We start from the raw sequence: 22,284 nt of genomic DNA, 5'->3' as shown, positions 1-22,284 counted from the left end.
CCGAAGGCGTAAATCGTATGCGCAACGGTCAGTCCGACGCCAACAGGTTGTCGGCCTCGGCCAGGACGCTGGCGAGGTCGTGCCCCTTGCCTTCGGCAATCTCCCGCTCGCCGCGAGCCAGAAGGCGCAACAGCTCACGCTCGTGCTCTCTGTCCTCGTAGGCTTCAACGCTCAACATGATCGCACCTGGCCGACCCCGTTGCGTGATCACGACCGGCTGTCGGGAGGTTCGAACACGCTTGAGGGCGGCCGCTGCATCATGGCGGAGATCGGTGACTGGGATAATGGCTGGAACCTTCGGCATCGGAGAATCCTCTACAGGTGTGTTCGAGAGTCCATCTAACCGTGCTCCGATCAAGGCTGGACCGCCTTCCCTTGGCCCCCCTGTAAGCGTCGGCGAGCGCACAGGCGGGCGTTAGCGGTCACGGCCAACGGCGGAGTCACATCGACAGCTTCTCGGCCACGGTGCGCATCTGGACGCCATGGACGAGCGAGGCGCCGCCGCGGATCGCGCAGGCGACGTGGACCGCCTCGGTCATCTCCTCGATGTTGGAGCCCTTCTCGAGGCAGGCCTGGGTGTAGGCGTCGATGCAGTAGGGGCACTGGACCGCATGGGCGACGCCCAGCGCGATCAGCGCCTTCTCCCGCTCCGTCAACGCCCCTTCGGCGAAGACAGCGGTGTAGTAGCTCGAAAACTTCTCCCACAGCTCCTTGTTGCCCTTGCCCATCTCGGCGAACCGGTGCAGGTCGTGGGGATGGTAGTAGGTCTCCATGGCTTCGCTCCTTGGCCCCTTGCTCGTGCCTGAGCCCCCGCGGGGCTACGCGTGGCCTGGCGGATCCGGCTCCGCTTGGTCCAGGATCTCCGCAAACCGGGTGCCGACCAGGCTCGTGACCTTGGCCATGAGGTCGGACAGCTCCTTCCATTCCTCGGGCTTGAGGTCGAGCTTCATCTGGGGATGGATCCCCCACTGCGCGCTCACCTTCTGCCCCTCCCGCGCGACCACGACCTTCAGCAGCTCGACCTCGCTCGCTGGTTCGGCTCGCTCGCCGGCCGACCCGTTCGACCCGTTGCCCGGGGTCTCTGGGGGAACCTGACTGGCCATCGCTCACCTCGTTCGGTTGAAAGGCGTGGAGGACATCTTATCGCATCCGTCTCCGCCCTGTATATGCGGGCGCTCCCGGGCAGCCTGGCCGCGCGCCACAGATGATACGAGTCTGCTATACAATAGACTTGACATTTCATCTCATGATTCGTATTGTTCGCGAGCTGGAATTGTCATTCATACGACGGAGCCTCACCCATGAGCCAGCGGTCCTTGCGCAAGACCCGGGAGCTCGAGTGGCGGCGCCGCGACATTCTCGACGCGGCCGAGCGCCTCTTCTCCAAGCAGGGTTACTTCAACACCAGCATGGTCCAGATCGCGGAGGCGGCCGAGTTCGCCATCGGCACCGTGTACCAGTTCTTCAAGAGCAAGGAAGACATCTATGTCTCCGTCGTCGAGTCCAAGATGGACGAGTTCGCCGGGCTGATGGATGAGCGCCTGGCGGCTGCGCGGTCGGCGACGGAGAAGGTCGGCGCGGTGATCCGAACGAAGCTTGAGTACTTCGAGCGCAACCGGGACTTCTTCCGAATCTACGTCTCGGAGTGGAGCGGGTTCGAATGGACGATGAAGAGCGCGTTCGGCGAGCGCTGCTGGAAGCGCTACCAGGCCCAGCTCGACCTGGTTGCGGGGGTGATCCGCGAGGGGGTCCACCGGGGCGAGTTCCGTCCCGTGGACCCGGCGGAGGCGGCCTTCGCGCTCCACGGGATGCTGAACTCGACCATCTACCTCTGGATGCTACAGGCCAGGCCGTCCGAATCGCTGGTGGGGAAGAGCGACTCGCTGCTCGAGTTGTTCCTCCACGGCGCCGGCGCGCCGGCGTCCCGCCGGAAGGGGGCGTCATGACCCGCCGGGCCGGCTGGACGCTGGTCGCGACGGTCCTCCTGCTCGTCGCCGCCGTGCCCGTCCTCATGAACCTGGGCCGCGAGGGGGCGGAGGCGCCGCCGGCTGCCCAATCCGTCCAGGCGTCCACCAAGCCGCCCACCTTCGCCATGCCGGTCGAGGTGGCCGCGGTGACCGTCGGGCGCGTAACCGAGGCTGCCAACGCCGTCGGCACGCTCCAGGCGAACGAGTCGGTCATGATCCGGCCGGAGATCCCGGGCCGCGTCACTCGCATCAACTTCCGCGAGGGACAGCAGGTCGAGCAGGGCATGGTGCTCTTCGAGCTGGACTCGACGGAGCTAGAGGCCGAGCTGGCGCAGGCGGCCGCGTCGCTGGAGATCGCGCGGCTGAACTACGAGCGCGCGCAGAAGCTGATCGTAAATGACAACGTGTCCCAGCAGGAGCACGACCAGGCCGCGACCACCTTCAAGTCCGCCCAGGCCAACTACAAGCTGTATCAGGAACGGCTCGCCAAGACCCGGATCGTGGCCCCCTTCGCCGGGTACCTGGGCCACCGGCGCATCTCGCCGGGCGATTACGTCCAGGCCGGCCGCGACCTGGTCAACCTCGAGGACCTGTCCGTGCTCAAGATTGACTTCCGCATCCCAGAGACGCTCTTCAGCCGCCTGCGCGTGGGGCAGCGGGTGGAGGTCGCGGTGGATGCCTTCCCCGGGCAGGTGTTCGAAGGGCGGGTCTATTCGATGGACCCGCGCGTGGACGAGGTGACCCGCACGGTCCCGGTGCGTGCCCGCATCCCGAACCCGCAGGCGAGGCTGCGGCCCGGCATGTTCGCGAGCCTCCGGCTGGTCCTGGGGGTCATCGAGTCGGCGCTCCTGATCCCGGAGGAAGCGGTCGTGCCCCACCAGGAACAGACCTTCGTCTTCCGGGTCGCGGACGGGCTCGCGAAGCAGACTGAGGTGAAGCTGGGCGTCCGCGAGCGTGGCGTCGTGCAGGTGGTCAGCGGCCTCGATGCGGGGGACCAGGTGATCAAGGCCGGGCTCCAGAAGATCCGGGACGGGATGCCGGTCCAGGCGGTGCGACACCCGTGAAGCTCTCCGAGACCTCCATCAAGCGGCCGGTCCTGGCCACGGTGATGACCCTCGTGCTCGTCCTGTTCGGGGTCATCTCGTTTGGCCGCCTCTCGGTGCGGGAGTATCCGGACATTGACCCGCCGGTCGTCTCCGTGCGCACCGTGTACCAGGGCGCGAGCGCCCAGATCATCGAGACCGACGTCACGAAGATTCTGGAGGACCACCTCAACGGGATCGAGGGCATCAAGACGCTCTCCTCGACCAGCCGCGAAGAGGTTTCCCAGATCACGATCGAGTTCGAGCTGACGCGCGACGTGGACGCGGCCGCGAACGACGTGCGCGACCGCGTCTCGCGGGCCCGGGGGCAGCTCCCGGACGACATCGAAGAGCCGATCATCTCGAAGGTGGAAGCCGACGCGAACGCGATCATCTGGCTGGCCTTCTCCAGCGACCGCCACTCGACGCTGGAAATCACCGACTTCGCCGAGCGCTACGTCAAGGACCGGCTCTCCGCCCTGCCGGGCGTCTCCTACGTGATGATCGGGGGCGAGCGCCGGTACGCCATGCGGATCTGGCTGGACAAGGACCGGCTGGCCGCCCGCCAGCTCACCGTCCAGGACGTCGAAGACGCGCTCCGCAACCAGAACGTCGAGATCCCCTCCGGCCGGATCGAGAGCGCCCGCCGCGAGTTCAGCGTCCGGACGCGGGGCGACCTCGCCACGCCCGAGCAGTTCAACCAGATCATCCTTGGCTACAGCCAGGGCTACCCGATCCGCCTGCGGGACGTGGGCGCCGCGGAACTGGGCGCGGAGGACGACCGGAACAAGGTCCGGGTGAACGGCAAGCCGGCGGTCGGTCTCGGCGTCGTCAAGCAGTCGAAGGCCAACACGCTGGCCGTCGCGGCGGCGATCAAGGCTGAGTTGCCCGACATCGAGCGGGCGCTGCCGGATGGGATGAAGCTGGAGGTCGCCTACGACAGCTCGATCTTCATCGAGCGCTCGATCCACGAGGTGTACGTGACGATGGCGATCGCGCTGGTCCTCGTGGTCCTCGTCACGTTCGGGTTCCTGCGGAGCCTGCGGGCCACCGTCATCCCGGCCGTCGCGATCCCGGCCTCGATCATCAGCACGTTCACGATCATGTACGCCCTGGGCTTCTCGATCAACGTGCTCACGCTGCTGGGGCTCGTGCTGGCGATCGGGCTCGTGGTGGACGACGCCATCGTCGTGCTGGAGAACGTCCACCGCCGGATCGAGCGGGGCGAGCCGCCCCTGCAGGCGGCGCTGGCCGGCAGCCGCGAGATCGGCTTCGCGGTGGTCGCTACCACCATCTCGCTGGTCGCGGTCTTCGTCCCGATCGCGTTCATGACCGGGAACACCGGCCGGCTGTTCTCCGAGTTCGGCCTGGCCGTGGCCGGCTCGGTGCTGCTCTCCGGCTTCGTCGCGCTGGCCCTGACCCCGATGATGTGCGCCAAGTTCCTCACACCGGAGGCGGCGCACACCTGGCTGCACCGGGTCACCGAGCGACTGTTCGTGGGGCTCAACCGGCTCTACCGGCGGGCGCTCGCAGCCGCGCTCGCGCACCAGGCAGCGGTGATCGTCGTCGGCCTCGCCGCCTCGGTCGTGAGCGCCGTCCTGTTTGTCGGGCTCAAGGCCGAGCTGGCGCCGGTCGAGGACCGCGGTATCTTCATCGGCGTCATGATCGCGCCGGAGGGCTCGACGCTCGCCTACACGGACGCCTACGCGCAGCAGGTGGGGGCGCTGTACGCGCAGGTCCCGGAGATCGACAAGTTCTTCATGGTCGTGGCGCCCGGCCTCGAGCGGCCGAACCCGGTGACCAACGCGCTCAGCTTCACGATGCTCAAGGATTGGAAGGAGCGGACGCGCAGCCAGCAGGAGATCGTTGCGGAGCTGGCGCCCAAGATGTTCGCTATCCCGGGCTTCCTCGCCTTCCCGATCAACCCGCCCTCGCTCGGGCAGAGCTTCATCAAGACGCCCGTCCAGTTCGTGATCCAGGGGACGAGCTACGAGAGCCTGCAGGCCTCCGTGGGCCTGATCCTGGAGCGGGCGCGAGTCGTTCCGAGCCTCATGAATCTGGACACCGACCTCAAACTCAACAAGCCGGAGCTGCAGGTCACGATCAACCGGGACAAGGCGGCGGACGTGGGTGTCCCCGTGGCCGTGATCGGCCGCACGCTGGAGACGATGCTGGGCGGGCGCGAGGTCACGACCTTCAAGCGTGAAGGCGAGGAGTACAACGTCATCGTCAAGCTGCGCGATGAGCACCGGGCCACGCCGGCGGATCTCAGCTCGCTCTACGTGCGGAGCCGGGAGGGGGCGCTCATCCAGCTCAGCAACCTCGTGACGCTACAGGAGACGGTGGCCCCGCGCGAGCTGAACCACTACGACAAGCTGCGGGCGGCCATGATCACGGCCAACGTCGCACCCGGCTACTCGCTGGGCGAGGCCCTGGACGAGCTGGAGCGCCTGGCCCGCGAGGTCCTGCCGCCGGGCACGCGGATCACCTACGCGGGCATGTCCAAGGAGTTCAAGGAGGCGAGCGGGAGCCTCTACGTGACGTTCGGGCTCGCCATCCTGCTCATTTATCTCGTGCTGGCGGCGCAGTTCGAGAGCTTCGTCCATCCCTTCACGATCCTGCTCTCAGTCCCCTCAGCGGTCACCGGGGCGCTGCTGTCGCTCACGGTCATGGGCACGACGCTGAACGTGTACAGCCAGATCGGGATGGTCATGCTGGTGGGATTGGTGAGCAAGAACGCGATCCTGATCGTGGAATTCACCAACCAGCTTCGCGCGCGGGGGCTGGCGCTCGGCGAGGCGGTCGTCGCGGCGGCGACGCTGCGGCTCCGCCCGATTCTGATGACCACGGCGGCGATGATCCTGGGTGCGGTGCCCCTGGCCCTGGCGACCGGGGCGGGGGCGGAGAGCCGGCAGCAGCTCGGCTATGTCCTCGTCGGGGGCTTGAGCTTTTCTACCCTGCTCACGCTGTTCATCGTCCCGACCGTCTATACCCTGCTGTCGCGGCGGGCAGCGGTGGAGCCGGCGGACGCAGAGGAGGCGGCGCGCGAGGCTGGCGTGCCGGCGGGGGGCGCCGCTCCCGGACCACGTGGGCCGCTAGGGACGCTCGGAGAAGGTCTGCCATGAAGCCTAGAGCGATCATTCGCCTCGTCCGCCTCCTCATCGGCCTTGGGCTCCTCTGGATCGGCGCGACGCTCACGCCGGCGCGGGCCGCTGAGCCCGAGGCCCCCGAGCTCAGGCTGAGCCTGCACGACGCCATCCAGGCGGCCCTGGACAACAACCCGACCGTGCGGCTGTTCCGGGAGAAGATCCAGGCCGCCCGCGGGGTCGCGCAGAACCGCCTGGGGGCGCTGCTCCCGAACCTTTCCGGCAATTACAGCGCGACCCGGCGCACCTTCTTCCTCGGGACCTTCGGCATCACGGGCGGGGTCGTCGGGCCGTTCGATGTCTTCGACACCCGGGGCGCGCTGACCCAGAACCTCTTCAGCCTCAGCTTGATCCAGCGGTGGCAGGCGGCCCGGGCGGGCATCGAGGTTGCGGAGCTGGAGGCGGAGGTGAACAAGCGCGACACGATGGCGACGGTTGGGCTGCTCTATGTGGAAGCCCTGAGGGCCGAGGCGGCCGTGAAGGCCAGCGAGGCGAACCTCGAGCTGAACCAGCAGCTCCTCAAGCTAGCCCAGGACCGGAAGGTGGCCGGCTTGGCGACGGGGCTGGACGTCACCCGCGCCCAGGTCCAGCTCGAGAACGAGCGGCAGCGGCTGCTGGCCGCGCAGAACCAGCGCGAGCGGGCGAAGCTGAACCTGATCCGTGCGATCGGGATTGACTTCGACGTGCGCCTGGTCCTCACCGACGAGCTGAAACTAGTCGAGGTCCCTGAGGAACCCTGGCAGCAGGTCCTGACCGCGGCCCGGGCGAACCGGGTCGAGCTGAAGGCCCAGGCCCGGCGGGAGCGGCTGGCGGCCCTGTCCCTCAGCTCGATCACCAGCGAGCGGATCCCCTCGCTCGCGATCAACGGCGACTACGGGTTCATCGGGGTGGACCCGGACCGGAACTTCGGTACCTATACCGGCGCGCTCGTGCTCAGCGTGCCGGTCTTCGACGGTGGGCAGCGGGAGGGGCGCATCGCCGAGGGGCGCAGCCAGGTCCTGCAAGAGCAAATCCGGACGAAGGACCTGAACGACCAGATCACGCTGGAGGTGCGCGACGCGCTGCTCACGATCGAATCCACACGGAAGCAGGTGCTGGTCTCGCAGGAGGGCCTGCGGCTTGCGCTCAAGGAACTGGAGCTGTCGCGGGAGCGGTTCGCGGTCGGAGTGGCGAGCAACATCGAGGTCACGAATGCCCAGACCTCGGTCGCGCGGGCGCGCGACAACCTGATCGAGGCCCTCTCCAACTTCAACGCCGCCCGGATCAACCTCGCCCGCGCGCGCGGACAACTCGAGCAGCTCTACTGAGTACTGCCGGGGCAAGGAGGTCCGCTCGCCCCGGCGGCCCCCGGGAAGGGCGGCTCGCCGCCTTGCAGCACCGCCAGCATCTCGGCGTGGATGAGGCCGTTGCTCGCGACGAGCTGCTCGCCGTAGATGGAATGGGCCTGCCCGCGGAAGTTGGTGACGTGGCCGCCCGCCTCCCGAACGATCACGACTCCCGCCGCCATGTCCCAGGGGTGCAGCTTCAGCTCCCAGAATCCGTCGAAGCGCCCGGCCGCGACGTAGCAGAGATCCAGCGCAGCGGCGCCGGTCCGCCGCACCCCCTGCGCGCGCAGGGCGAAGCGGGAGAAGTGGTCCAGGTTGTTCTCCGGGCTCTCTCGGATGTCGTAGGCGAACCCCGTGACGAGGAGCGCGGCGTTCAGCGTCGCCACGCGCGACACCCGCAGCCGCTCGCCGTTGAGCCAGGCGCCCCGGCCGGCCTCGCCGACGAACAGTTCGTCCCGCGTCGGGTCGAAGACCACGCCGAGCATCGGCCGCCTCTCGACCTCCAGCCCGATCGAAACACAGTAGGCGGGAAAGCCGTGCGCAAAGTTGGTCGTGCCGTCCAGCGGGTCAATGACCCATCGGTACGGGGACGTCCGGGTGGCCTGAAGCCCCTCCTCCTCGCCGAGGACCTCGTGGTCGGGGAAAGCCTTCCGCAGGGCTGCGACGATGGCCGCCTCGGCGCGCCGGTCCGCGTCCGTGACCAGGTTCACGGCGTTCTTGTGCTCGACGCGAAACCCGCGCCGGGCGTGGTCCTGGAGGATCGCGCCCGCGAGCCGCGCCGCGGCTATGGCCGCCTCCCGGGCCGCCTCACGCAGACGTCCGTCGAGCGGCTGGGGTTCTCCTTTACTGCTCACCGACCACCGTCCCCCGACCACGAGCCGTGCCGGCGGCCCTTGCCATCCCGGCGCCGGCCGGCCTATCCTGCGACCGTGCGTTGGACCTCGAACGACCGCGTGCCCATGTCAACACCGCCGCCCGATCCCATTCACGCTCTCCGCGACGACTTCCGGCGATGCCTGGAGACCTTCTACGCGAGCCTGAAGCTCGCCCCGCCGTACCACAGCGTCGAGCAGGCGATCGCGCACCTGACCAGCGCGTTGAAGGCGCTGGAGCCGGCGGAGCGCGAGCGGGTCGCCGCCGACCCCGCCCGGCGGTGGGAGCTCTACCGGCGAGCCTTCATCGAGTCCGGCCTGAGCCAGAAGCACCGGGGGATCATTGCGGGGCTCGTCCGCTCGCGGCAGACCGGGGACCTGCCGCCGGACTACCAGCCGTTCCTCGACGCCTTCGTGTCCTGAGCGCACCGTCAGGCGCCGGCCGCGGGCGGCTCGCCGGTTAACGCGGCGCGGAGCTCCTCATAGGCCTGCATGAACCGGTGATCTTCCAGGCGGTAGGCCAGCGAGACGACGATCAGGCCGAAGGCCAGGACGAGGAGCCCGAGCCCCGCGATGCCCAGGCCCAGCAGCACGCCGAGGAGCGACGACAGGCCCCCGTTCAGCAGGTACGCGACCACGAAGGCGACCGTGCCCACCGTGACCACGGCGAACCAGGCCAGGGTGAGGACGGCCGACGACCAAGGCACGCGCTTGGCGCAGACCAGGCGCGCGGCCTCGCCGTCCGTCACCAGCTCGATCGAGCCTTTGATCGGCCAGGCGGTCCGGAACCGCAGGGCAAAGAGCCGGTACTGTGGCCGGAGGAGGATCCGGCGCTCTTTGCGGAAGAGGCGGGCGATCCCGTGGGGCAGCGCGAGCACATCCTGCGGGCCGAAGCGCGCCGCGGCCGCGCTCACCGCGGCGAGAGGGAGCCGGTCCTCCCGCCGGGCGACTGGGCATCCGTAACGGCTCGCCGGCGCCGTCAGGCTGGTAAAGTGGATCCAGTCCCCGAGCACGAGCGCGACGAGCAGGAGACCTCCGAACAGGCCGGCGAGCAACATAGGCGTACGATAGCACAGGGGACGACGGCCGGAAAAGGCGGAGGGTTCCCGGGGACGCCGCGCCTCCGCGGTCGGGGCGGTCCTCCATGGGGCTCATGTGTTGACTCCGTGCGGAAACTTGGCTACAGTAAGCGCGGCTTTTTGGGTCAGGCGGGCCTTCCGGTTAAGCTTCACCATCCGGTTCCCTGCCTCGGGACGACCTCTCGACGCTGCCGCACAGGCAGGACATCCCGGCCGGCCGTGGCGCCGCCGGGATGGCATAGCTCGGGGAGGCAGAGCATCAATGGATCTGAAGAAAATCGAGCGGGTGTACTCGAATTATGCAGGATTCTACGACCAAATCTTCGGCAGGATCTTCCACGAATCCCGGGAGGCCGCCGTCCGCAACCTGAAAATTCAGCCGGGCGAGCGTATCCTGGAGGTCGGGGTGGGCACCGGCCTGTCCCTGCCGCTGTACCCGGCCACCTGCAAGGTGGTCGGGATTGACCTGTCCCCGGGCATGTTGAAGAAGGCGGAGGAGCGCATCGAGCGGCACCGGCTGCGCCACATCGAGCTGTTCCGGATGGACGCGGGGCAGATGGAGTTCCCCGACGACAGCTTCGATACGGTCATGGCGGCCTACGTGGTGACCGCCGTGCCCGACTACCGGAAAGTGGTCACCGAGATGATTCGTGTGTGTCGCCCCGGTGGCCGCATCATCATGCTCAATCACTTCAGCAACGGCAACAAGCTCATCGCGGCGGTGGAAAAGGTCATCTCACCGCTCTGCAAGCACATCGGCTTCCGGACCGACCTCTCGCTGGACAATGTCCTCGCCGGCACGTCGCTCCTCGTCGCCCGTAAGGAAAAGGTCAATCCCTTCCGGTTCTGGCATCTGGTCGAGTGCGTCAACGGCAAGAACGGCTCGGCCGCCTGCACGCATTAGCTCGTTCGCAGCGGAGTTCTGTTGGGGTTGGGGCGGGGTCACGCGGATCGCCGTCGGGGCTCCGCTTCAGGGGCTGAGGCCGAGGCTGTGCCCTTCCAGCCATTCGTCCCGATCGAGCACGACGTTCCCGGCCAAGCAGGTGCCGGGGAATTGGCGCGTGATCAGGTCAGCCAGCGCCGCGAGCAGGCGGTCGCTCAGCCTCCCTTCTTCGGTCGCGCGCAACGAGATCCCGAATGTCCGGCCGTCCAGCGGGCCGAAGGACTGGATGTACACGCCGCCACGCGGCTCATCCGGCGCGCCGGCCGGCACGAGACAGCCTTCCCAACGGATAAGCGGATGCGCCGGGCCCGACCGCTTGGCTGCGCGCCAGGCACAGGGCAGCCCAGCCCGATCGAGGTGGTCGAGAAACCAGGACACCGGAGGCAGGTCCCCGCGCTCAGCCTGGAAGGTCCACTCGAGCCGTCCCCGCGGGACCAGCCGGCCTGTCCCGGGCCGCGAGACTTCCTCGATTTCCGCCTCGTCGCAGATCACGTAGAGCTCCCCGCGGGGGTCGAACCAGAACCGAAGCCGCCCGCCGGCCGCCTCCGCATGGATCGTCCCGATCTCCGAGCAGTCCGCGCCCTCCTGCTCGAAGATCGAGAAATCGGTGACCCCGGTCATGGTGAGCTTGGCGACGCGGGTCACGGAGAACGCGCCGCCCGCCGCCCGTACAGGCAGCTCGTACTGGATGACGGCGGTGATGGTGGTGGCGGCGGTGACCTCGCGGCCCGAGGCCTCGTCGAACAGGCGGTGCTTGTGCACGTGCAGGTCGGTGATCTGCCCGCCTTGGAAGGCGTTTGCGTGCTCCAGCAGGAGGGCCAGGTCCTCCGCGCTGCGAATGCGGCGCAACATGCGGCCATTCTAGCGCACAACGGAGGGGAAGGACCACTGGAGAGTTGTAGCCGCCGCCGGCCCCGCCCGGGCGCCGGGGTCCCCATCCAGGAGAGGCGCTGATGGAGCGGCGCGCCCTCTGCCTCCAGCACGTCCCTTTCGAAGGCCCCGGCGCCTTCGCGCCGCTGCTGACGCAGCGGGGCTACCGGCTCGAGCGCCGCCTGGTCCCGGCTCAGGGGCTGCCGGCGGCGCCGGGGGACTTCCTGCTCGTCATGGGCGGACCGATGTCGGTCAACGACCCGGAGCCCTGGCTCCGCGAGGAGATCGAGTTCCTCAAGCTGGCCGTGCAGGCTGGCGTCCCCGTGCTCGGGGTCTGCCTCGGGGCGCAGCTCCTGGCGCGGGCACTGGGGGCGACGGTCCGGCCAGGGCCCGGGCTCGAGCTCGGCATGACCCCCGTCCACCTGACCGAGGACGGCCGCCAGGACCCGGTGTTCGGCACGTTCCCCGACCCCTTTGAGGTCTTCCAGTGGCACGGGGAAGGCTTCGATCTCCCCAGCGGGGCCGTCTCGCTCGCCCGGTCCGCGCTCTATCCCTGCCAGGCGTTCCGTTCCGGCGAGCGAGCCTATGGGCTCCTGTTCCACCTGGAGATGGAGCGGGCCGACATCGAGGCACTCTGCCAGGCATGTCCCGGCGAGCTCCGGCGCGCGGAGCTGGATGCGGCGGCCCTGCTCGCCTGTGCCGCGCCGGCCCTGCCCCGCCAGCACGAATGGGCGGACCGCCTGATCGAGCATCTCGCACAGCCCGCACGTTGATTGCGGGGCTTCTGCTGCAGTACCCTGTGCGGACCAAGCACGAGACCGAAAGGAGCGATCGCATGGCCGGATTTCTGATCGAGTACGCGGGACGAATCAAGTCCCTGCCCCCCTATCTCTTCGCCGCCATTGATGAGATGAAGCGGGCCGCCCTCGCCCGCGGGGTGGACATCATCAACCTGGGTATCGGCGATCCCGATCTCCCGACGCCGGCGCCGATCATCGAGCGCCTCAAGCAGGCCGCCGCCGATCCGAAGCACCACCAGTATCCGTCCTACGAGGGGATGCTGTCCTTCCGCCAGGCCGTCGCCAACTGGTACCGGCGGCGCTTTGGTGTGATGCTGGACCCGGCGACCGAGGTACTGACGCTCATCGGCTCGAAGGAGGGGATCGGCCACATCCCGCTCGCCTTCGTGGATCCCGGCGACGTGGTCCTGGTGCCGAGCCCCGGGTATCCGGTCTATCCGGTGGGCACGAGCTTCGCCGGCGGGGTGCCCTACGTGATGCCGCTGCTGAAGCAGAACGGATTTTTGCCGGACCTGGACGCGGTCCCGAAGGACGTGGCGCGGCGCGCCAAACTCATGTTCTTGAACTCGCCGAACAATCCGACCTCCGTTGTCATGAGCAAAGACTACTTCGCGCGGGCCGTCGCCTTCGCGCAGGAGCACCGGATCATCGTCTGCCACGACGCCGCCTATTCGGAGATCTACTACGACGGCCGGCGGCCGCCGAGCTTCCTGGAGGCGCCCGGAGCTAAGGAGGTGGGAATCGAGTTCCACTCGCTCTCGAAGACCTTCAACATGACCGGGTGGCGCATCGGGTTCGCGGTGGGCAATCAGCAAGTCCTGCAGGGGCTCTTGAAGATCAAGAGCAACCTGGACTCGGGCGTCTTCCAAGCCGTCCAGGAGGCGGGGATCACGGCCCTGGACCTGGACGACACGCTGACACCGGACCTGCGGCGGATCTACCAGGAGCGGCGCGACGTGCTCGTGCCGGGGCTCCAGCAGCTCGGGCTCGAAGTGGACCTGCCGCCGGCGGCCTTCTATGTCTGGGTGACCGTGCCGAAGGGCTACACCTCCACCTCGTTCACTGCGCATCTCTTGGAGAAGGCCGGGATCGTCACGACGCCGGGCAACGGGTTCGGCGAGCCGGGCGAGGGTTATATCCGGATGACCGTGACGACGAGCAAAGAGCGGCTGGCGGAGGCGGTGGAGCGGATCAAGAAGGCGGGGTGGTAGCCGATGCCTCCATTATTCATGAACGCTTCTGCTGCAACCGCAGATTCGCGGCTGCGACAAGCCTGCGTGCGAATTTCAAGCACGCAGGCGGGCGGGCTCGCCGCTCAGTCAGTCAACGTGCTGCAGGGAGCACGCCTCCTTCCTTCGCGGCTCCACGCGCCCGTCTCGCCAGGCGACTCCGCGATTTCGCGACGAACCGCCATGAATACTGCAGGCTGGGTACGCGATGAAATCAGGCCGCGGACTGTTTCTTGACGTCCCATCCTGGAAACACCAGGACAGCCGGGTGGCACCGGAGCACTCGCGCGAGAATCTTCGCCCGCTCGACTCCAAGATTGATGCGGTCGCGCTCGATAGCGGAGATTGTGGATTGTGGCATGTCCGTAAGCCTGGCCAACTCACTCTGGCTGAAACCCTGAAGTTCGCGAATGATCCGCACGGATTCCCCGACCGACACGGTCACCCGCTTCCGTGCTCGACGAAAATCCTTCTTCCTCATGATTTCCTCCGATAATCGTGGGCGGTCACGTCCATGACCAGGACCTGCTCTTCCTCGACCTTATAGATCACGCGATATTGGTCACTGAGCTTGGACGACCGATGTCCTCTCCACTGTCCTCGAAGGCTTTCATCGTGGAATCCTTTGATCAGACGCAGACCGGGAGGTCCCGAAATCTGCACGATATCCTTCCATTTTTCGTACCGCTTGAGGATTTCTTTCGGGAGTCGATCGAGCCGCTTGGCGGCCCGACGGTGCTCGTAGACCTCCCACATGATCGGGTTAGGCTATACCATATTTGGTATGATCCCGCAAGGGGTGCCTCGGCGGCGCTGGCGTCACGACACCGGGCAACGGCTACATCCGCATGACGGTCACGACGACCAGGGAGTGGCTGACGGAAGTAGTGGAGCGGAGGAAAGATCCGGCTTCTGTACACAGCGGCGTTAATCACCGCACCGTCTGTCATTCTCGCGAAAGCGGGAATCCAGGTCATTCCTCGTTCTTCTGGATGCCCGCCGTCGCGGGCATGACGGTGCCTTTGCAGGCATGCCATCACCAGGTTCAAGCGGGAGTAAGACGGATCGGCATGCGAACCAGCCATTGGAAGAATTCGTCCGCGCGTGGGATACAAAAAGTTCGGCCTTTATCGGCTCTTAAATGTGGCGGCATCAACGAGAACAGCAGTGGTTGCGGCCGATCCAACTCAACTGCCGGGTTCACACATGAGACTGCTCAAAAATGGGAACTGCGGCAAACATACTGATTTAATGCTGTTGGCGATATTTTCGTCGCCTGATTCGTGAGTTGTAATGCAGAGGTAGTAGTTCTGGCCTTGGTGTTTGGCAAAAACAATCCACTCACCCGTGAGCTTGCTTTCAGCGGCTCTCTTGTCCAACGACTCATAAACAACCCTACGGGATAACTCGCCTATCATCTCTTTGGTTATGACTGGGCTCTTGTTCGGATCAAAAACCTCATTCACAAGATTTTCGAGTCTTCCCCCTGATAGCTGGTTGGCGATGTTGTGGGCCAGCGAGCTCGGGTTTGCTGGTAAGAAGTGCTTGGGTGATGCTCTATACTTCCTGTAAAAGTGAGTTGAGCAGAAACAAAAATGGCGTAAGATGCCTCCGGCGTTTACCAACCCGGGGCCGAGGCCCCAAGCTGAAAGGAGGACTTACGCCATGCGAAAGAGGGTACCACCGAGCGAGCACCTGAAGCAAGCACTCACGACCGTGTTGGAGCAAGGCAGCAAGAGCGCGGAGCATCCGTTGGATGAACTCATCAAATTGGGCGCCCGGTACGTGTTGCAAGTGGCCTATGAACAAGAAGTGACCGAGTGGCTGGGCCGCGCCCATTATCAGCGGGGCGCCCGGCGGCGGCGCGGCTGGCGGAATGGCTACGAGCCCAAGGGGCTCAAGACCCCGCTGGGGCTGCTGCCGGTGGCGGTGCCGCAGGTGCGGGGGACCGACGAGCCGTTTCCGGCCCGGGTGGCGCAGGCGGTGGGCACACGCTCGAAGGCGTTGGAACGCTTGGCCACGCGGATGTGGGTGCGCGGGCTCTCGCAGGCCGATGTCGAAGCCCTGTTTCTGGAGACGGTGGGGGACCGGGTGATTTCCCGCACCGGCGTCAGCGAGGTCTGTCGCCAGCTGCAGGCGGACTTCGAGGCGTGGCAGCGCCGGGATCTCAGTGCCCTGAAGGTCGTCTATCTGTTCCTGGACGCGATCTATCTGGCCGTGCGGCAAGGGACGGACGAGCAGGAAGGGGTGCTCTGCGCCTACGGGATTCTGGAGTCGGGCCAGAAGGTCCTGCTGTCTCTGGCCCTGGGCAGCCGCGAGTCCTACGACGCCTGGTTGAGCTTCCTGCACGACCTGACCGCGCGCGGCCTGGAGGCGCCGTTGCTGGTGGTCTCGGATGGCCAGCCCGGCCTGCGCAAGGCGCTGCGGGAGGTGTTCCCCCGCGCCTTCCATCAGCGGTGTCAGGTGCATAAGATGCGGAACATCCTGGCCAAGTTGCCGCAGGCCGCGCGGGCGCTGCTCAAGCCGCTGATCCGCCAGGTCTTCTGTGCCGCCACCTATGAGCAGGGGCTGACGCGGGGCCGTGCGCTCATCGCCCGGTGGCGCGCCCGCTATCCGGCGGCGATGGCCTGTCTGGAACAGGATCTGGAGGCGTGCCTGGTCTATCTGAAGTTTCCCAAGGAGCATCACAAGAGTATTCGGACGACGAATCTCCTCGAACGGACGTTCGGGGAAGGGCGGCGCCGCACGAAGGTGATTCCGCGGTTCCCGACCGAGACCGCCTGTCTGACGCTGGTGTTCGCCACCTTGCTCACCGCCGCGCAACGCTGGCGTGGGTTGCGCATGACGCCGCGCATCCTGCGCGAGTTGGATGCCATCCGCCAGGAGCGGTATCCCGTGCAGAGTCAGGTGGCCTGAGGGAGACAGCCGGAGGGATCAGCGCCATGGCCACTTTTGAGCCTGTTGCTCAAACTCATGATCGAGCCCTCTGGTCACCAGACATTGATTCGCTTCGCTCCCATGTGGGCTTCTCGCTGCCGAGACCGCGAGGGAGCGTGGCCTTTGAGAGAGTCATCCCCTTGTCTTCTTTCCGCTTCCCCGGCCAAGCCGTCGCGGTTCGCTGCCCCTGCGCCGACCGGTCCAGGCCGCCTTCCCACTCCGCCAGAGCTTCAACAAGTTATGCGTGGCGCAGAGCAGCTTCCACTCGCCGTCACAGGCTTGGCGGCCACGGCGCATGAAGCGATCACAGCCACGGGTGCTCTTGATCTGGCCGAATACCGGCTCCACCGTCTGGCCGCGCTGCGTGTACAGACGACGTCCGCGCTGCGTCAGCAGCGTGCGCTCCATGCGGTCGCGGGCCGTCAGCCCCTTCGGACAGCGGCCTCGTGGCGGTGGCTGCTCCCGCAGCGCCTTGCGCTGTTTCCAATCTTGGTTCGGCGCGATCAGCAACTCAGGTCCGGCGGGATCGGCCTCCGTCAGGTTGGCCTCGCTGCAATAGCCGGCATCTGCCAGGGCGGTCTTGATGGCCTGCGGGTGCTCGATGGCCTGCAGATTCTCCTGCGCCTGCGTCAGCATCGGATGCAGTTGCCGGACATCGTTCGCCTCCTGCGTGACGGCGGCCGCCACGATGATCTGCGCCTCCGTCACGACCGCTTGGGCATTGTAGCCTTGCACGTACCCGGCCTGGGTCTTCATGATGCGACTGTCCGGGTCTGTCACGTTCGCCTTGGCCGTGGCATCCGCTGCCGCTTCGGCCGCCTTCGGCTTGCGGCCCCGCTTCTTCTGCCCGGTGGCGGCTTCCTCGGCCTGGCGGGCCTCAAGCTTGGCCTGCTGCTGCGCGGTCGCCTCGGCCGCCGCCTGCGTCAACCGTGCCTGGCACGCCTTCAACCGGGCCAGTCGGCTCCGCCGATCCCGCAACGCCTCCGGCAGTTCGTCGCCCCGCTGCTCCGGTCCGTACAGCCGATCCTCGGCGGCATCGGTGGCCTGAGCCTCGGTCAGCATCCGCGTCACCTCCGCCGCAATCGTCTCGGCGGTCCGATTCGCTGCCAGCGCCGCGTCGGCCTTGATCTTCGTGCCATCCAGGGCCACCACCCCGACCTTCACCAACCCCGCCGCCGCACACAGCGTCAGCACCTGCGTAAACAGGGCGGCCAACGCGGCCTCATGGGTCTGCCGGAATCGGGCGATCGTGGTGTGATCGGGCCGCTGATTGGCCGCGAGCACCCGAAAGGCCACATCCCGCTCGCACAGCCGTTCGATCCGGCGGCTGGAGCGCTCCCCCAGGCAGTACGCATACAGCAGCAGCGCCACCATCATGGCCGGCTCGTAGGCCGCTTGGCCCCAGCCATCGGCTCGGTACGTCCGCTCGATCTTCGTCAGATCCATCTGGGCCACCGCATCCAGGATGAACCAGGCCAGATCGCCCTCCGGCAGCCAATCCTGCAACGCCGGCGGCATCAGATACAGTTGCTCGCGCTCACACGGCAGAAAGTTGTAGCCCATCGCATCCTCCCTTCGGTCATGACTCGGGAAGACAGTATACATATAATTGCCTAGGTGTCAAGGGGTTTGTGCAACAGGCTCTTTTACAGGAAAAAAAGAGCTTGACCAGTGCTTGTGCCACAGTCCTCTGAGATGATTACCCTTGAATTCGGAGGCGGGTTTCGTATGCAAAGGTTGCCCGACACCTTCTAAAGCCTTGATCTCGTCAATGATCGAAAATGGATCAACATCGAGCACAATTAAATTCAGAACAAATAACCAGCTATACCGTCCGGGGATGAGCCGTTCCAGTCTATAGAGACTGGCATATTCAGCCAATTGGTTGCTGGTGATTTCATATGAGGTGTTACCTTCATGTACCTTGAAAGAGTTTTTCACCGTCGAATAGTCCTTGCTTGAACCAGACGACTGAACTGGTGTAATGGTTTCCTCTAACTGGCAAACTCTAGCCAGGGGGCACTAAGATGTCAACCTGTTCTCTACCGGGCAAGGCCCCGACGAGGTATCCCCGGTCGCCACGACAGGACCCGCATCTTATGACACGAGAAATTGCATATATTGGCTTCGGCTCCAACGTGGGGGACCGGTTGGATTTCTGCGACCGGGCGGTCACGCTCCTGAGCCTGCTGCCCTCCTCGCAGGTGACCGCCGTCTCCTCGCTTTACGAGACGGAGCCGGTCGCCGACGGCACGGACCCCGGCGCGGGCTGGTTCCTCAACGGGGTCGTCCGCCTGGAGACCGACCTCACGCCCCGAAGTCTGCTCACCGTCTGCCGGGAGATCGAGCGGGCCCTCGGCCGCGACCTCGATCACCGCGGCGGCCCGCGCACCCTGGACTTGGACCTGCTCCTTTATGGAGACCGTGTCATCGGCGAGTCCGACCTCACGGTGCCCCATCCCCGCCTGCATCTCCGGCGCTTCGTCCTGGTACCCCTGGCCGAACTGGCCCCCAACCTGGTCCATCCGGTCCTGCGGCAGACCGTGAAGGACCTGCTCGATCGCCTCGCCGACCCGGCCGAGGTCCGGAGACGGGAGCCGGTACCCGGCTCCCGTTACGGGTCCCGCCCCGCGTGCGCATCACCCATCACTGGGGACCCGGCAGAGCAACGGGTGCGCCCCTCACCCATCTGATGCGGCTCATTCGATCCGTTCGTGCCATGGCGGCCTGGAGCCGCGCCCTCCGGCGGGAAGGCGTCCGGGTCGGCCTCGTGCCGACGATGGGGGCGCTGCATGAGGGACACCGCGCGCTGATCCGGGCGGCGCGGCTGGCGAGCGACGCGGTCGTCGTCAGCCTCTTTGTGAACCCCCGTCAGTTTGGCCCAACGGAAGACCTGGCCCGCTATCCGCGGCGGCTCCACGCGGACCTCGCGCTGTGCCGGCGGGAAGGCGTGGACGTGCTTTTCACCCCGTCGGTCCGGGACATGTATCCGCCCGGGTTCCAGACCTCGGTCATCGTGCGGCGCCTCTCGCGACGGTGGGAAGGGGAGGCCCGGTCCCACCACTTCGAAGGGGTCGCGACCGTCGTCACCAAGCTCTTGTGTCTGATCCAGCCGGACCTCGCCTTCTTCGGCCAGAAGGATTTCCAGCAGGCCGCCCTCGTGCGCCGGCTGGCGGCGGACCTGAACCTCGGCGTGCGGATCGTGGTCTGTCCGACCGTCCGCGAGCCGGATGGCTTGGCCCTCAGCTCTCGGAACGAATATTTGACGCCGGCGCAGCGCCGTGCCGCGCCGGTCCTTTACCGGGCGCTCCAGGCCGGCCGTCAGGCGATCCGCGCCGGCGTCCGCTCGGGGGCGCGGGTCCGCGCCGTCATGCAGCGCGTGATCGCCGCCGAGCCGCTAGCCCGCGAGGAGTACCTGGCGGTGTGCGATCCCGACACGCTCGAACCGCTCCCGCGCGTGAGCGGCCGAGCGGTCCTGCTCGGCTCCGTGCGGGTCGGGCGCGTCCGGCTGATTGACAATCTCCTGGTGCAGGGCTGAGCCGGGTGGAGGGCCCTGGGGCGGGGAGGCGGCGCCCCGGCGGATCGCAGTCAGGCGGGCGCGTGCCGCTTGGCGGCGACCAGCTCCTGGATGTGCCGGCTGAGGCGGTCCCGGTCTTCCGTGCGGATGCGGAGAAACTGAAGCCCCAGGCCCGCCGGGCGGATCGAGCGCACGACCGCGGCCTCGACCGTCACCGTCTGGGCCGGGTCGGTGAGCTGCAGCACGAGCTGCAGCAAGGCGCCCTCATCCGGGCGCACGCTTGTCTGCAGGGCGCAGCCCGCCATCGAGAGGTCTGTCACCACGCCGGTCCCTTCCACTCCCTCGCCGGAGAACGTCGCGGGAATCCACGTCGGGATGCGCTCGTATTCCCGCTTGTCCGCCGGGCCACGGGTGTAGCGCGTGCCCCATTGAAAGGCCCGAAAACGGTACATGCAGAGCTGACAGCGGAATGGGTAGAGGTAGAAGACGCTGGCGACCTGCTCGAAGAGGCCGTCGCGGCGGGTCCGGCGGACATAGTCCTTGCCGCACTGGGGGCACGGCGGTTCCATCAGACTCCCTCCTGCCGGGCCGCATCGGGTCCGGACGATCCGTTCGTGAGGCGCTGCGCAGCCAGGATCGGCTCGAGGTCGGCAGGAGAGTAGGTCAGCGGCTTGACCCACTTGCCGTCGGCGCGCTTGTGTCCACCGACCTTGCTCATGTTCGAGCGGTGGACCTCGCGAAACACGGGCTCCATGTCAATACCGCAGGAGACGGCGGTCCCATAGACCACGTAGAGCAGGTCGGCCAGTTCCTTGGCGACGCCGACCAGGTCCTTGTGCGCCAAGGCCTCCTGCAGCTCGCCGAATTCCTCGGCGATCAGCCGGACCCTGAGCTGGTGCGTCGCCTCGTCCGGGAGCATCGGTGCGGGTGCGACCAGGATCTCGAACGTTCGGTGAAACTCCGCCACCATCCGCTGCTCCTCCGTCATGAGCCCTCCTTCGGCCTGCTCAGTCCGCCTCCAGGGCGGGTGCCTGCCGCGGGCCGGTCTCGATCGGCTCCAGCGGCGGTAGGTCCTTGTCGGTGGCGATCCCCAGCTCCTTGAACTTGCGGGCCGCCGGCAGCACGCGGGCCTCCAGCGAGCCGACCGCCCGGTTGTAGGACTGCACGCTCTTGCTCAGCGCCAGGCCGACCTCCGCCAGGTGCTCCGCCAGCACCGCCATCCGCTCGAACAGCTCCTTGCCCAGCCGGCCAGCCTGCTCGGCGTGTCGGCTGAGCCGCTCCTGCCGCCACCCGTAGGCCACGGCGCGGAGCAGCGCGATCAGCGTGGTGGGCGTCGCGAGCACGACGCTGCGCGCGAACCCGTCCTCGATGAGCGTGGGGTCCTGCTCGAGGGCCGCGCCCAGGAATTGCTCGCCGGGCAGGAAGAGGACGACGAACTCCGGGGCCTGTGGAAACTGCGCCCAGTAGGCCTTGGCGCCGAGCTGCTCGATGTGGGCCCGGATCTGCGCGGCGTGCCGGCGCAGCGCGGCCAGGCGCTGGGCCTCGTCCGCCGCCTCGTGGGCCTCCAGGTAGGCGGCGAGCACCGCCTTGGCGTCCACGACGATCTGGTGGCCGTTGGGGAGCTGCACGAGCAGGTCGGGCCGCTGCCGTCCCTCGTCGGTCTCGACCGATTCCTGCTCGATGAAGTCGCAGTGCTCGACCAGGCCGGCCAGCTCCACGACCCGCTTGAGCGTGAGCTCGCCCCAGCGCCCCCGGACGACCGGAGAGCGGAGAGCCTTGACCAGGTTGCCGGTCTCCTGCTGGAGCCGTTGGTGGGATTCCGCGAGGAGCTTGAGGTGCTGGTCCAGCCCGCCGTAGGCCGACTGGCGCGACTGCTCGAGGAGCAGGAGCTGCTCCTCGTACCGTTTCAGTGCCTCCTGGAGGGGGCGGACCGCCTCGTCAATGGCCTGGTGGTGCCGCGCCAGCTCACTTTTGGCTTCGGCCTGCAGCGCCTCGAAGGAGGCCCGGGCCAGATCGAGGAAGGCTTCGTTGTTGCTCTTGAGGGCTTCGCCTGAGAGGGCCTTGAAGGCGTCCGCCAGCTCCTGCCGCGCCTGGGCGAGGAGCGCGGTCCGCTCGGCCAGGCTCTTGAGCGTGTCCTCGCAGCGGGTCTCGGCGACCGCGCGGGCCTGCCGCGCCTCGTCCAGCTCGCCGCGGAGGCGGGCCAGCTCTCCGCGCTCAGCGTCTATCTGCTTGCGGAGTTCCGCCGCGACCGCCTCGGCCCGCTGCGCTCGCTCGGCCGTCTCCACCAACCGGGGCTGCGCCTGTGCCCGCAATCGGGTGGCTGCCCACAGGCCAGCCACGAGCGCGCCGACGATCAGGCCGGCGACGAGGCCGATCGAGAAGGACGTCAGATCCACCAAGGGGACGACCTCCCTGCGCGCCGCACCGGACCCTTCGGCTCGATGGCGCTGCCGCAAGGGTACGGGAATCGCGGGCGTCCGTCAAGAAACGGATTTGGCCTTCGGCAGGCATTCTGGG

24 protein-coding genes are annotated in these 22,284 nt (G+C 67.1%); 11 read left to right on the top strand and 13 right to left on the bottom strand.

The window, feature by feature from the left end; all coding sequences use genetic code 11:
- Positions 1 to 28: 28 nt before the first annotated feature.
- From ACWHYQ_RS08105 to ACWHYQ_RS08095, 3 genes are all read right to left on the bottom strand, one after another.
- The gene (locus ACWHYQ_RS08105) at positions 29 to 304 is read right to left on the bottom strand and encodes a type II toxin-antitoxin system Phd/YefM family antitoxin (RefSeq protein ID WP_447975186.1); all 276 of its coding nucleotides are present in this window, start codon (positions 302 to 304) and stop codon (positions 29 to 31) included.
- 136 nt (positions 305 to 440) lie between these two features.
- Positions 441 to 773: an arsenosugar biosynthesis-associated peroxidase-like protein gene (locus ACWHYQ_RS08100; protein WP_447975185.1), complete on the bottom strand. Its 333-nt coding sequence runs from the start codon at positions 771 to 773 to the stop codon at positions 441 to 443.
- Positions 774 to 818: 45 nt separating this feature from the next.
- Positions 819 to 1,103: a hypothetical protein gene (locus ACWHYQ_RS08095; protein ID WP_447975184.1), complete on the bottom strand. Its 285-nt coding sequence runs from the start codon at positions 1,101 to 1,103 to the stop codon at positions 819 to 821.
- 198 nt (positions 1,104 to 1,301) lie between these two features.
- Between ACWHYQ_RS08095 and ACWHYQ_RS08090 the strand changes: the two genes are divergently transcribed.
- From ACWHYQ_RS08090 to ACWHYQ_RS08075, 4 genes are read left to right on the top strand one after another with little or no spacing between them, the layout of a single operon-like run.
- Positions 1,302 to 1,946, top strand: a complete 645-nt coding sequence (locus ACWHYQ_RS08090; protein ID WP_447975183.1) for a TetR/AcrR family transcriptional regulator — start codon at positions 1,302 to 1,304, stop codon at positions 1,944 to 1,946.
- A complete protein-coding gene (locus ACWHYQ_RS08085) occupies positions 1,943 to 3,031 on the top strand; it encodes an efflux RND transporter periplasmic adaptor subunit (RefSeq protein ID WP_447975182.1) in 1,089 nt (362 codons plus the stop codon). Before ACWHYQ_RS08090 ends, ACWHYQ_RS08085 begins: the two co-directional genes overlap by 4 nt.
- Positions 3,028 to 6,174, top strand: a complete 3,147-nt coding sequence (locus ACWHYQ_RS08080; RefSeq protein ID WP_447975181.1) for an efflux RND transporter permease subunit — start codon at positions 3,028 to 3,030, stop codon at positions 6,172 to 6,174. The genes ACWHYQ_RS08085 and ACWHYQ_RS08080 overlap by 4 nt, the downstream gene beginning before the upstream one ends.
- A complete protein-coding gene (locus ACWHYQ_RS08075) occupies positions 6,171 to 7,502 on the top strand; it encodes a TolC family protein (protein WP_447975180.1) in 1,332 nt (443 codons plus the stop codon). Before ACWHYQ_RS08080 ends, ACWHYQ_RS08075 begins: the two co-directional genes overlap by 4 nt.
- On the opposite strand, the gene ACWHYQ_RS08070 is transcribed toward ACWHYQ_RS08075, so the two are convergent.
- A complete protein-coding gene (locus ACWHYQ_RS08070) occupies positions 7,496 to 8,374 on the bottom strand; it encodes an inositol monophosphatase family protein (RefSeq protein ID WP_447975179.1) in 879 nt (292 codons plus the stop codon). The genes ACWHYQ_RS08075 and ACWHYQ_RS08070 overlap by 7 nt on opposite strands.
- Positions 8,375 to 8,479: 105 nt before the next feature.
- Between ACWHYQ_RS08070 and ACWHYQ_RS08065 the strand changes: the two genes are divergently transcribed.
- Positions 8,480 to 8,815 (top strand): hypothetical protein, encoded by a 336-nt coding sequence (locus tag ACWHYQ_RS08065; protein ID WP_447975178.1) that lies wholly within the window; start codon positions 8,480 to 8,482, stop codon positions 8,813 to 8,815.
- Positions 8,816 to 8,823: 8 nt separating this feature from the next.
- On the opposite strand, the gene ACWHYQ_RS08060 is transcribed toward ACWHYQ_RS08065, so the two are convergent.
- Entirely contained in the window at positions 8,824 to 9,450 is a 627-nt protein-coding gene (locus ACWHYQ_RS08060) for a hypothetical protein (protein ID WP_447975177.1), read from the bottom strand.
- Between the two features lie 283 nt (positions 9,451 to 9,733).
- On the opposite strand from ACWHYQ_RS08060, the gene ACWHYQ_RS08055 reads away from it, so the two are divergent.
- Entirely contained in the window at positions 9,734 to 10,375 is a 642-nt protein-coding gene (locus ACWHYQ_RS08055) for a class I SAM-dependent methyltransferase (RefSeq protein ID WP_447975176.1), read from the top strand.
- 66 nt (positions 10,376 to 10,441) lie between these two features.
- Here the strand turns inward: ACWHYQ_RS08055 and ACWHYQ_RS08050 are convergent, their stop codons facing one another.
- Complete coding sequence (locus ACWHYQ_RS08050) at positions 10,442 to 11,266, bottom strand: hypothetical protein (RefSeq protein WP_447975175.1); 825 nt, start codon at positions 11,264 to 11,266, stop codon at positions 10,442 to 10,444.
- 101 nt (positions 11,267 to 11,367) lie between these two features.
- On the opposite strand from ACWHYQ_RS08050, the gene ACWHYQ_RS08045 reads away from it, so the two are divergent.
- Positions 11,368 to 12,057 (top strand): type 1 glutamine amidotransferase, encoded by a 690-nt coding sequence (locus ACWHYQ_RS08045; protein WP_447975174.1) that lies wholly within the window; start codon positions 11,368 to 11,370, stop codon positions 12,055 to 12,057.
- 62 nt (positions 12,058 to 12,119) lie between these two features.
- Positions 12,120 to 13,295, top strand: coding sequence for an LL-diaminopimelate aminotransferase (locus ACWHYQ_RS08040; protein ID WP_447975173.1), 1,176 nt, complete (start codon positions 12,120 to 12,122; stop codon positions 13,293 to 13,295).
- A 232-nt stretch (positions 13,296 to 13,527) separates the two neighbouring features.
- Here ACWHYQ_RS08040 and ACWHYQ_RS08035 read toward each other — a convergent pair whose 3' ends face one another.
- Positions 13,528 to 13,794 (bottom strand): helix-turn-helix domain-containing protein, encoded by a 267-nt coding sequence (locus ACWHYQ_RS08035; protein WP_447975172.1) that lies wholly within the window; start codon positions 13,792 to 13,794, stop codon positions 13,528 to 13,530.
- The gene (locus tag ACWHYQ_RS08030) at positions 13,791 to 14,069 is read right to left on the bottom strand and encodes a type II toxin-antitoxin system RelE/ParE family toxin (protein ID WP_447975171.1); all 279 of its coding nucleotides are present in this window, start codon (positions 14,067 to 14,069) and stop codon (positions 13,791 to 13,793) included. The genes ACWHYQ_RS08035 and ACWHYQ_RS08030 overlap by 4 nt, the downstream gene beginning before the upstream one ends.
- Positions 14,070 to 14,978: 909 nt before the next feature.
- On the opposite strand from ACWHYQ_RS08030, the gene ACWHYQ_RS08025 reads away from it, so the two are divergent.
- Positions 14,979 to 16,229: an IS256 family transposase gene (locus ACWHYQ_RS08025; RefSeq protein ID WP_447975170.1), complete on the top strand. Its 1,251-nt coding sequence runs from the start codon at positions 14,979 to 14,981 to the stop codon at positions 16,227 to 16,229.
- Positions 16,230 to 16,382: 153 nt separating this feature from the next.
- Here ACWHYQ_RS08025 and ACWHYQ_RS08020 read toward each other — a convergent pair whose 3' ends face one another.
- Positions 16,383 to 17,813, bottom strand: coding sequence for an IS1182 family transposase (locus tag ACWHYQ_RS08020; RefSeq protein ID WP_447973018.1), 1,431 nt, complete (start codon positions 17,811 to 17,813; stop codon positions 16,383 to 16,385).
- A gap of 57 nt (positions 17,814 to 17,870) precedes the next feature.
- Positions 17,871 to 18,191, bottom strand: a complete 321-nt coding sequence (locus ACWHYQ_RS08015) for a hypothetical protein (RefSeq protein WP_447975169.1) — start codon at positions 18,189 to 18,191, stop codon at positions 17,871 to 17,873.
- A 158-nt stretch (positions 18,192 to 18,349) separates the two neighbouring features.
- Between ACWHYQ_RS08015 and folK the strand changes: the two genes are divergently transcribed.
- Both folK and panC read left to right on the top strand, forming a co-directional pair.
- Positions 18,350 to 18,943 (top strand): 2-amino-4-hydroxy-6-hydroxymethyldihydropteridine diphosphokinase, encoded by a 594-nt coding sequence (gene folK, locus ACWHYQ_RS08010; RefSeq protein WP_447975168.1) that lies wholly within the window; start codon positions 18,350 to 18,352, stop codon positions 18,941 to 18,943.
- Positions 18,943 to 19,788, top strand: coding sequence for a pantoate--beta-alanine ligase (gene panC / locus ACWHYQ_RS08005; RefSeq protein ID WP_447975167.1), 846 nt, complete (start codon positions 18,943 to 18,945; stop codon positions 19,786 to 19,788). Before folK ends, panC begins: the two co-directional genes overlap by 1 nt.
- A gap of 50 nt (positions 19,789 to 19,838) precedes the next feature.
- On the opposite strand, the gene ACWHYQ_RS08000 is transcribed toward panC, so the two are convergent.
- Genes ACWHYQ_RS08000 through rmuC form a run of 3 tightly spaced genes read right to left on the bottom strand, consistent with a single transcriptional unit; the run spans position 19,839 to position 22,163 of the window.
- A complete protein-coding gene (locus tag ACWHYQ_RS08000) occupies positions 19,839 to 20,336 on the bottom strand; it encodes a PilZ domain-containing protein (protein ID WP_447975166.1) in 498 nt (165 codons plus the stop codon).
- The gene (locus ACWHYQ_RS07995; RefSeq protein ID WP_447975165.1) at positions 20,336 to 20,755 is read right to left on the bottom strand and encodes a pyrophosphohydrolase domain-containing protein; all 420 of its coding nucleotides are present in this window, start codon (positions 20,753 to 20,755) and stop codon (positions 20,336 to 20,338) included. Before ACWHYQ_RS07995 ends, ACWHYQ_RS08000 begins: the two co-directional genes overlap by 1 nt.
- Before the next feature lie 19 nt (positions 20,756 to 20,774).
- Positions 20,775 to 22,163, bottom strand: a complete 1,389-nt coding sequence (rmuC, locus tag ACWHYQ_RS07990) for a DNA recombination protein RmuC (RefSeq protein WP_447975164.1) — start codon at positions 22,161 to 22,163, stop codon at positions 20,775 to 20,777.
- Between the last annotated feature and the right edge of the window lie 121 nt (positions 22,164 to 22,284).

The sequence above is a fragment of the Nitrospira sp. Kam-Ns4a genome, assembly GCF_965152595.1.
The sequence above is the reverse complement of the archived record's forward strand: the minus strand, read 5'-3'. Positions and strand labels throughout refer to the sequence as shown.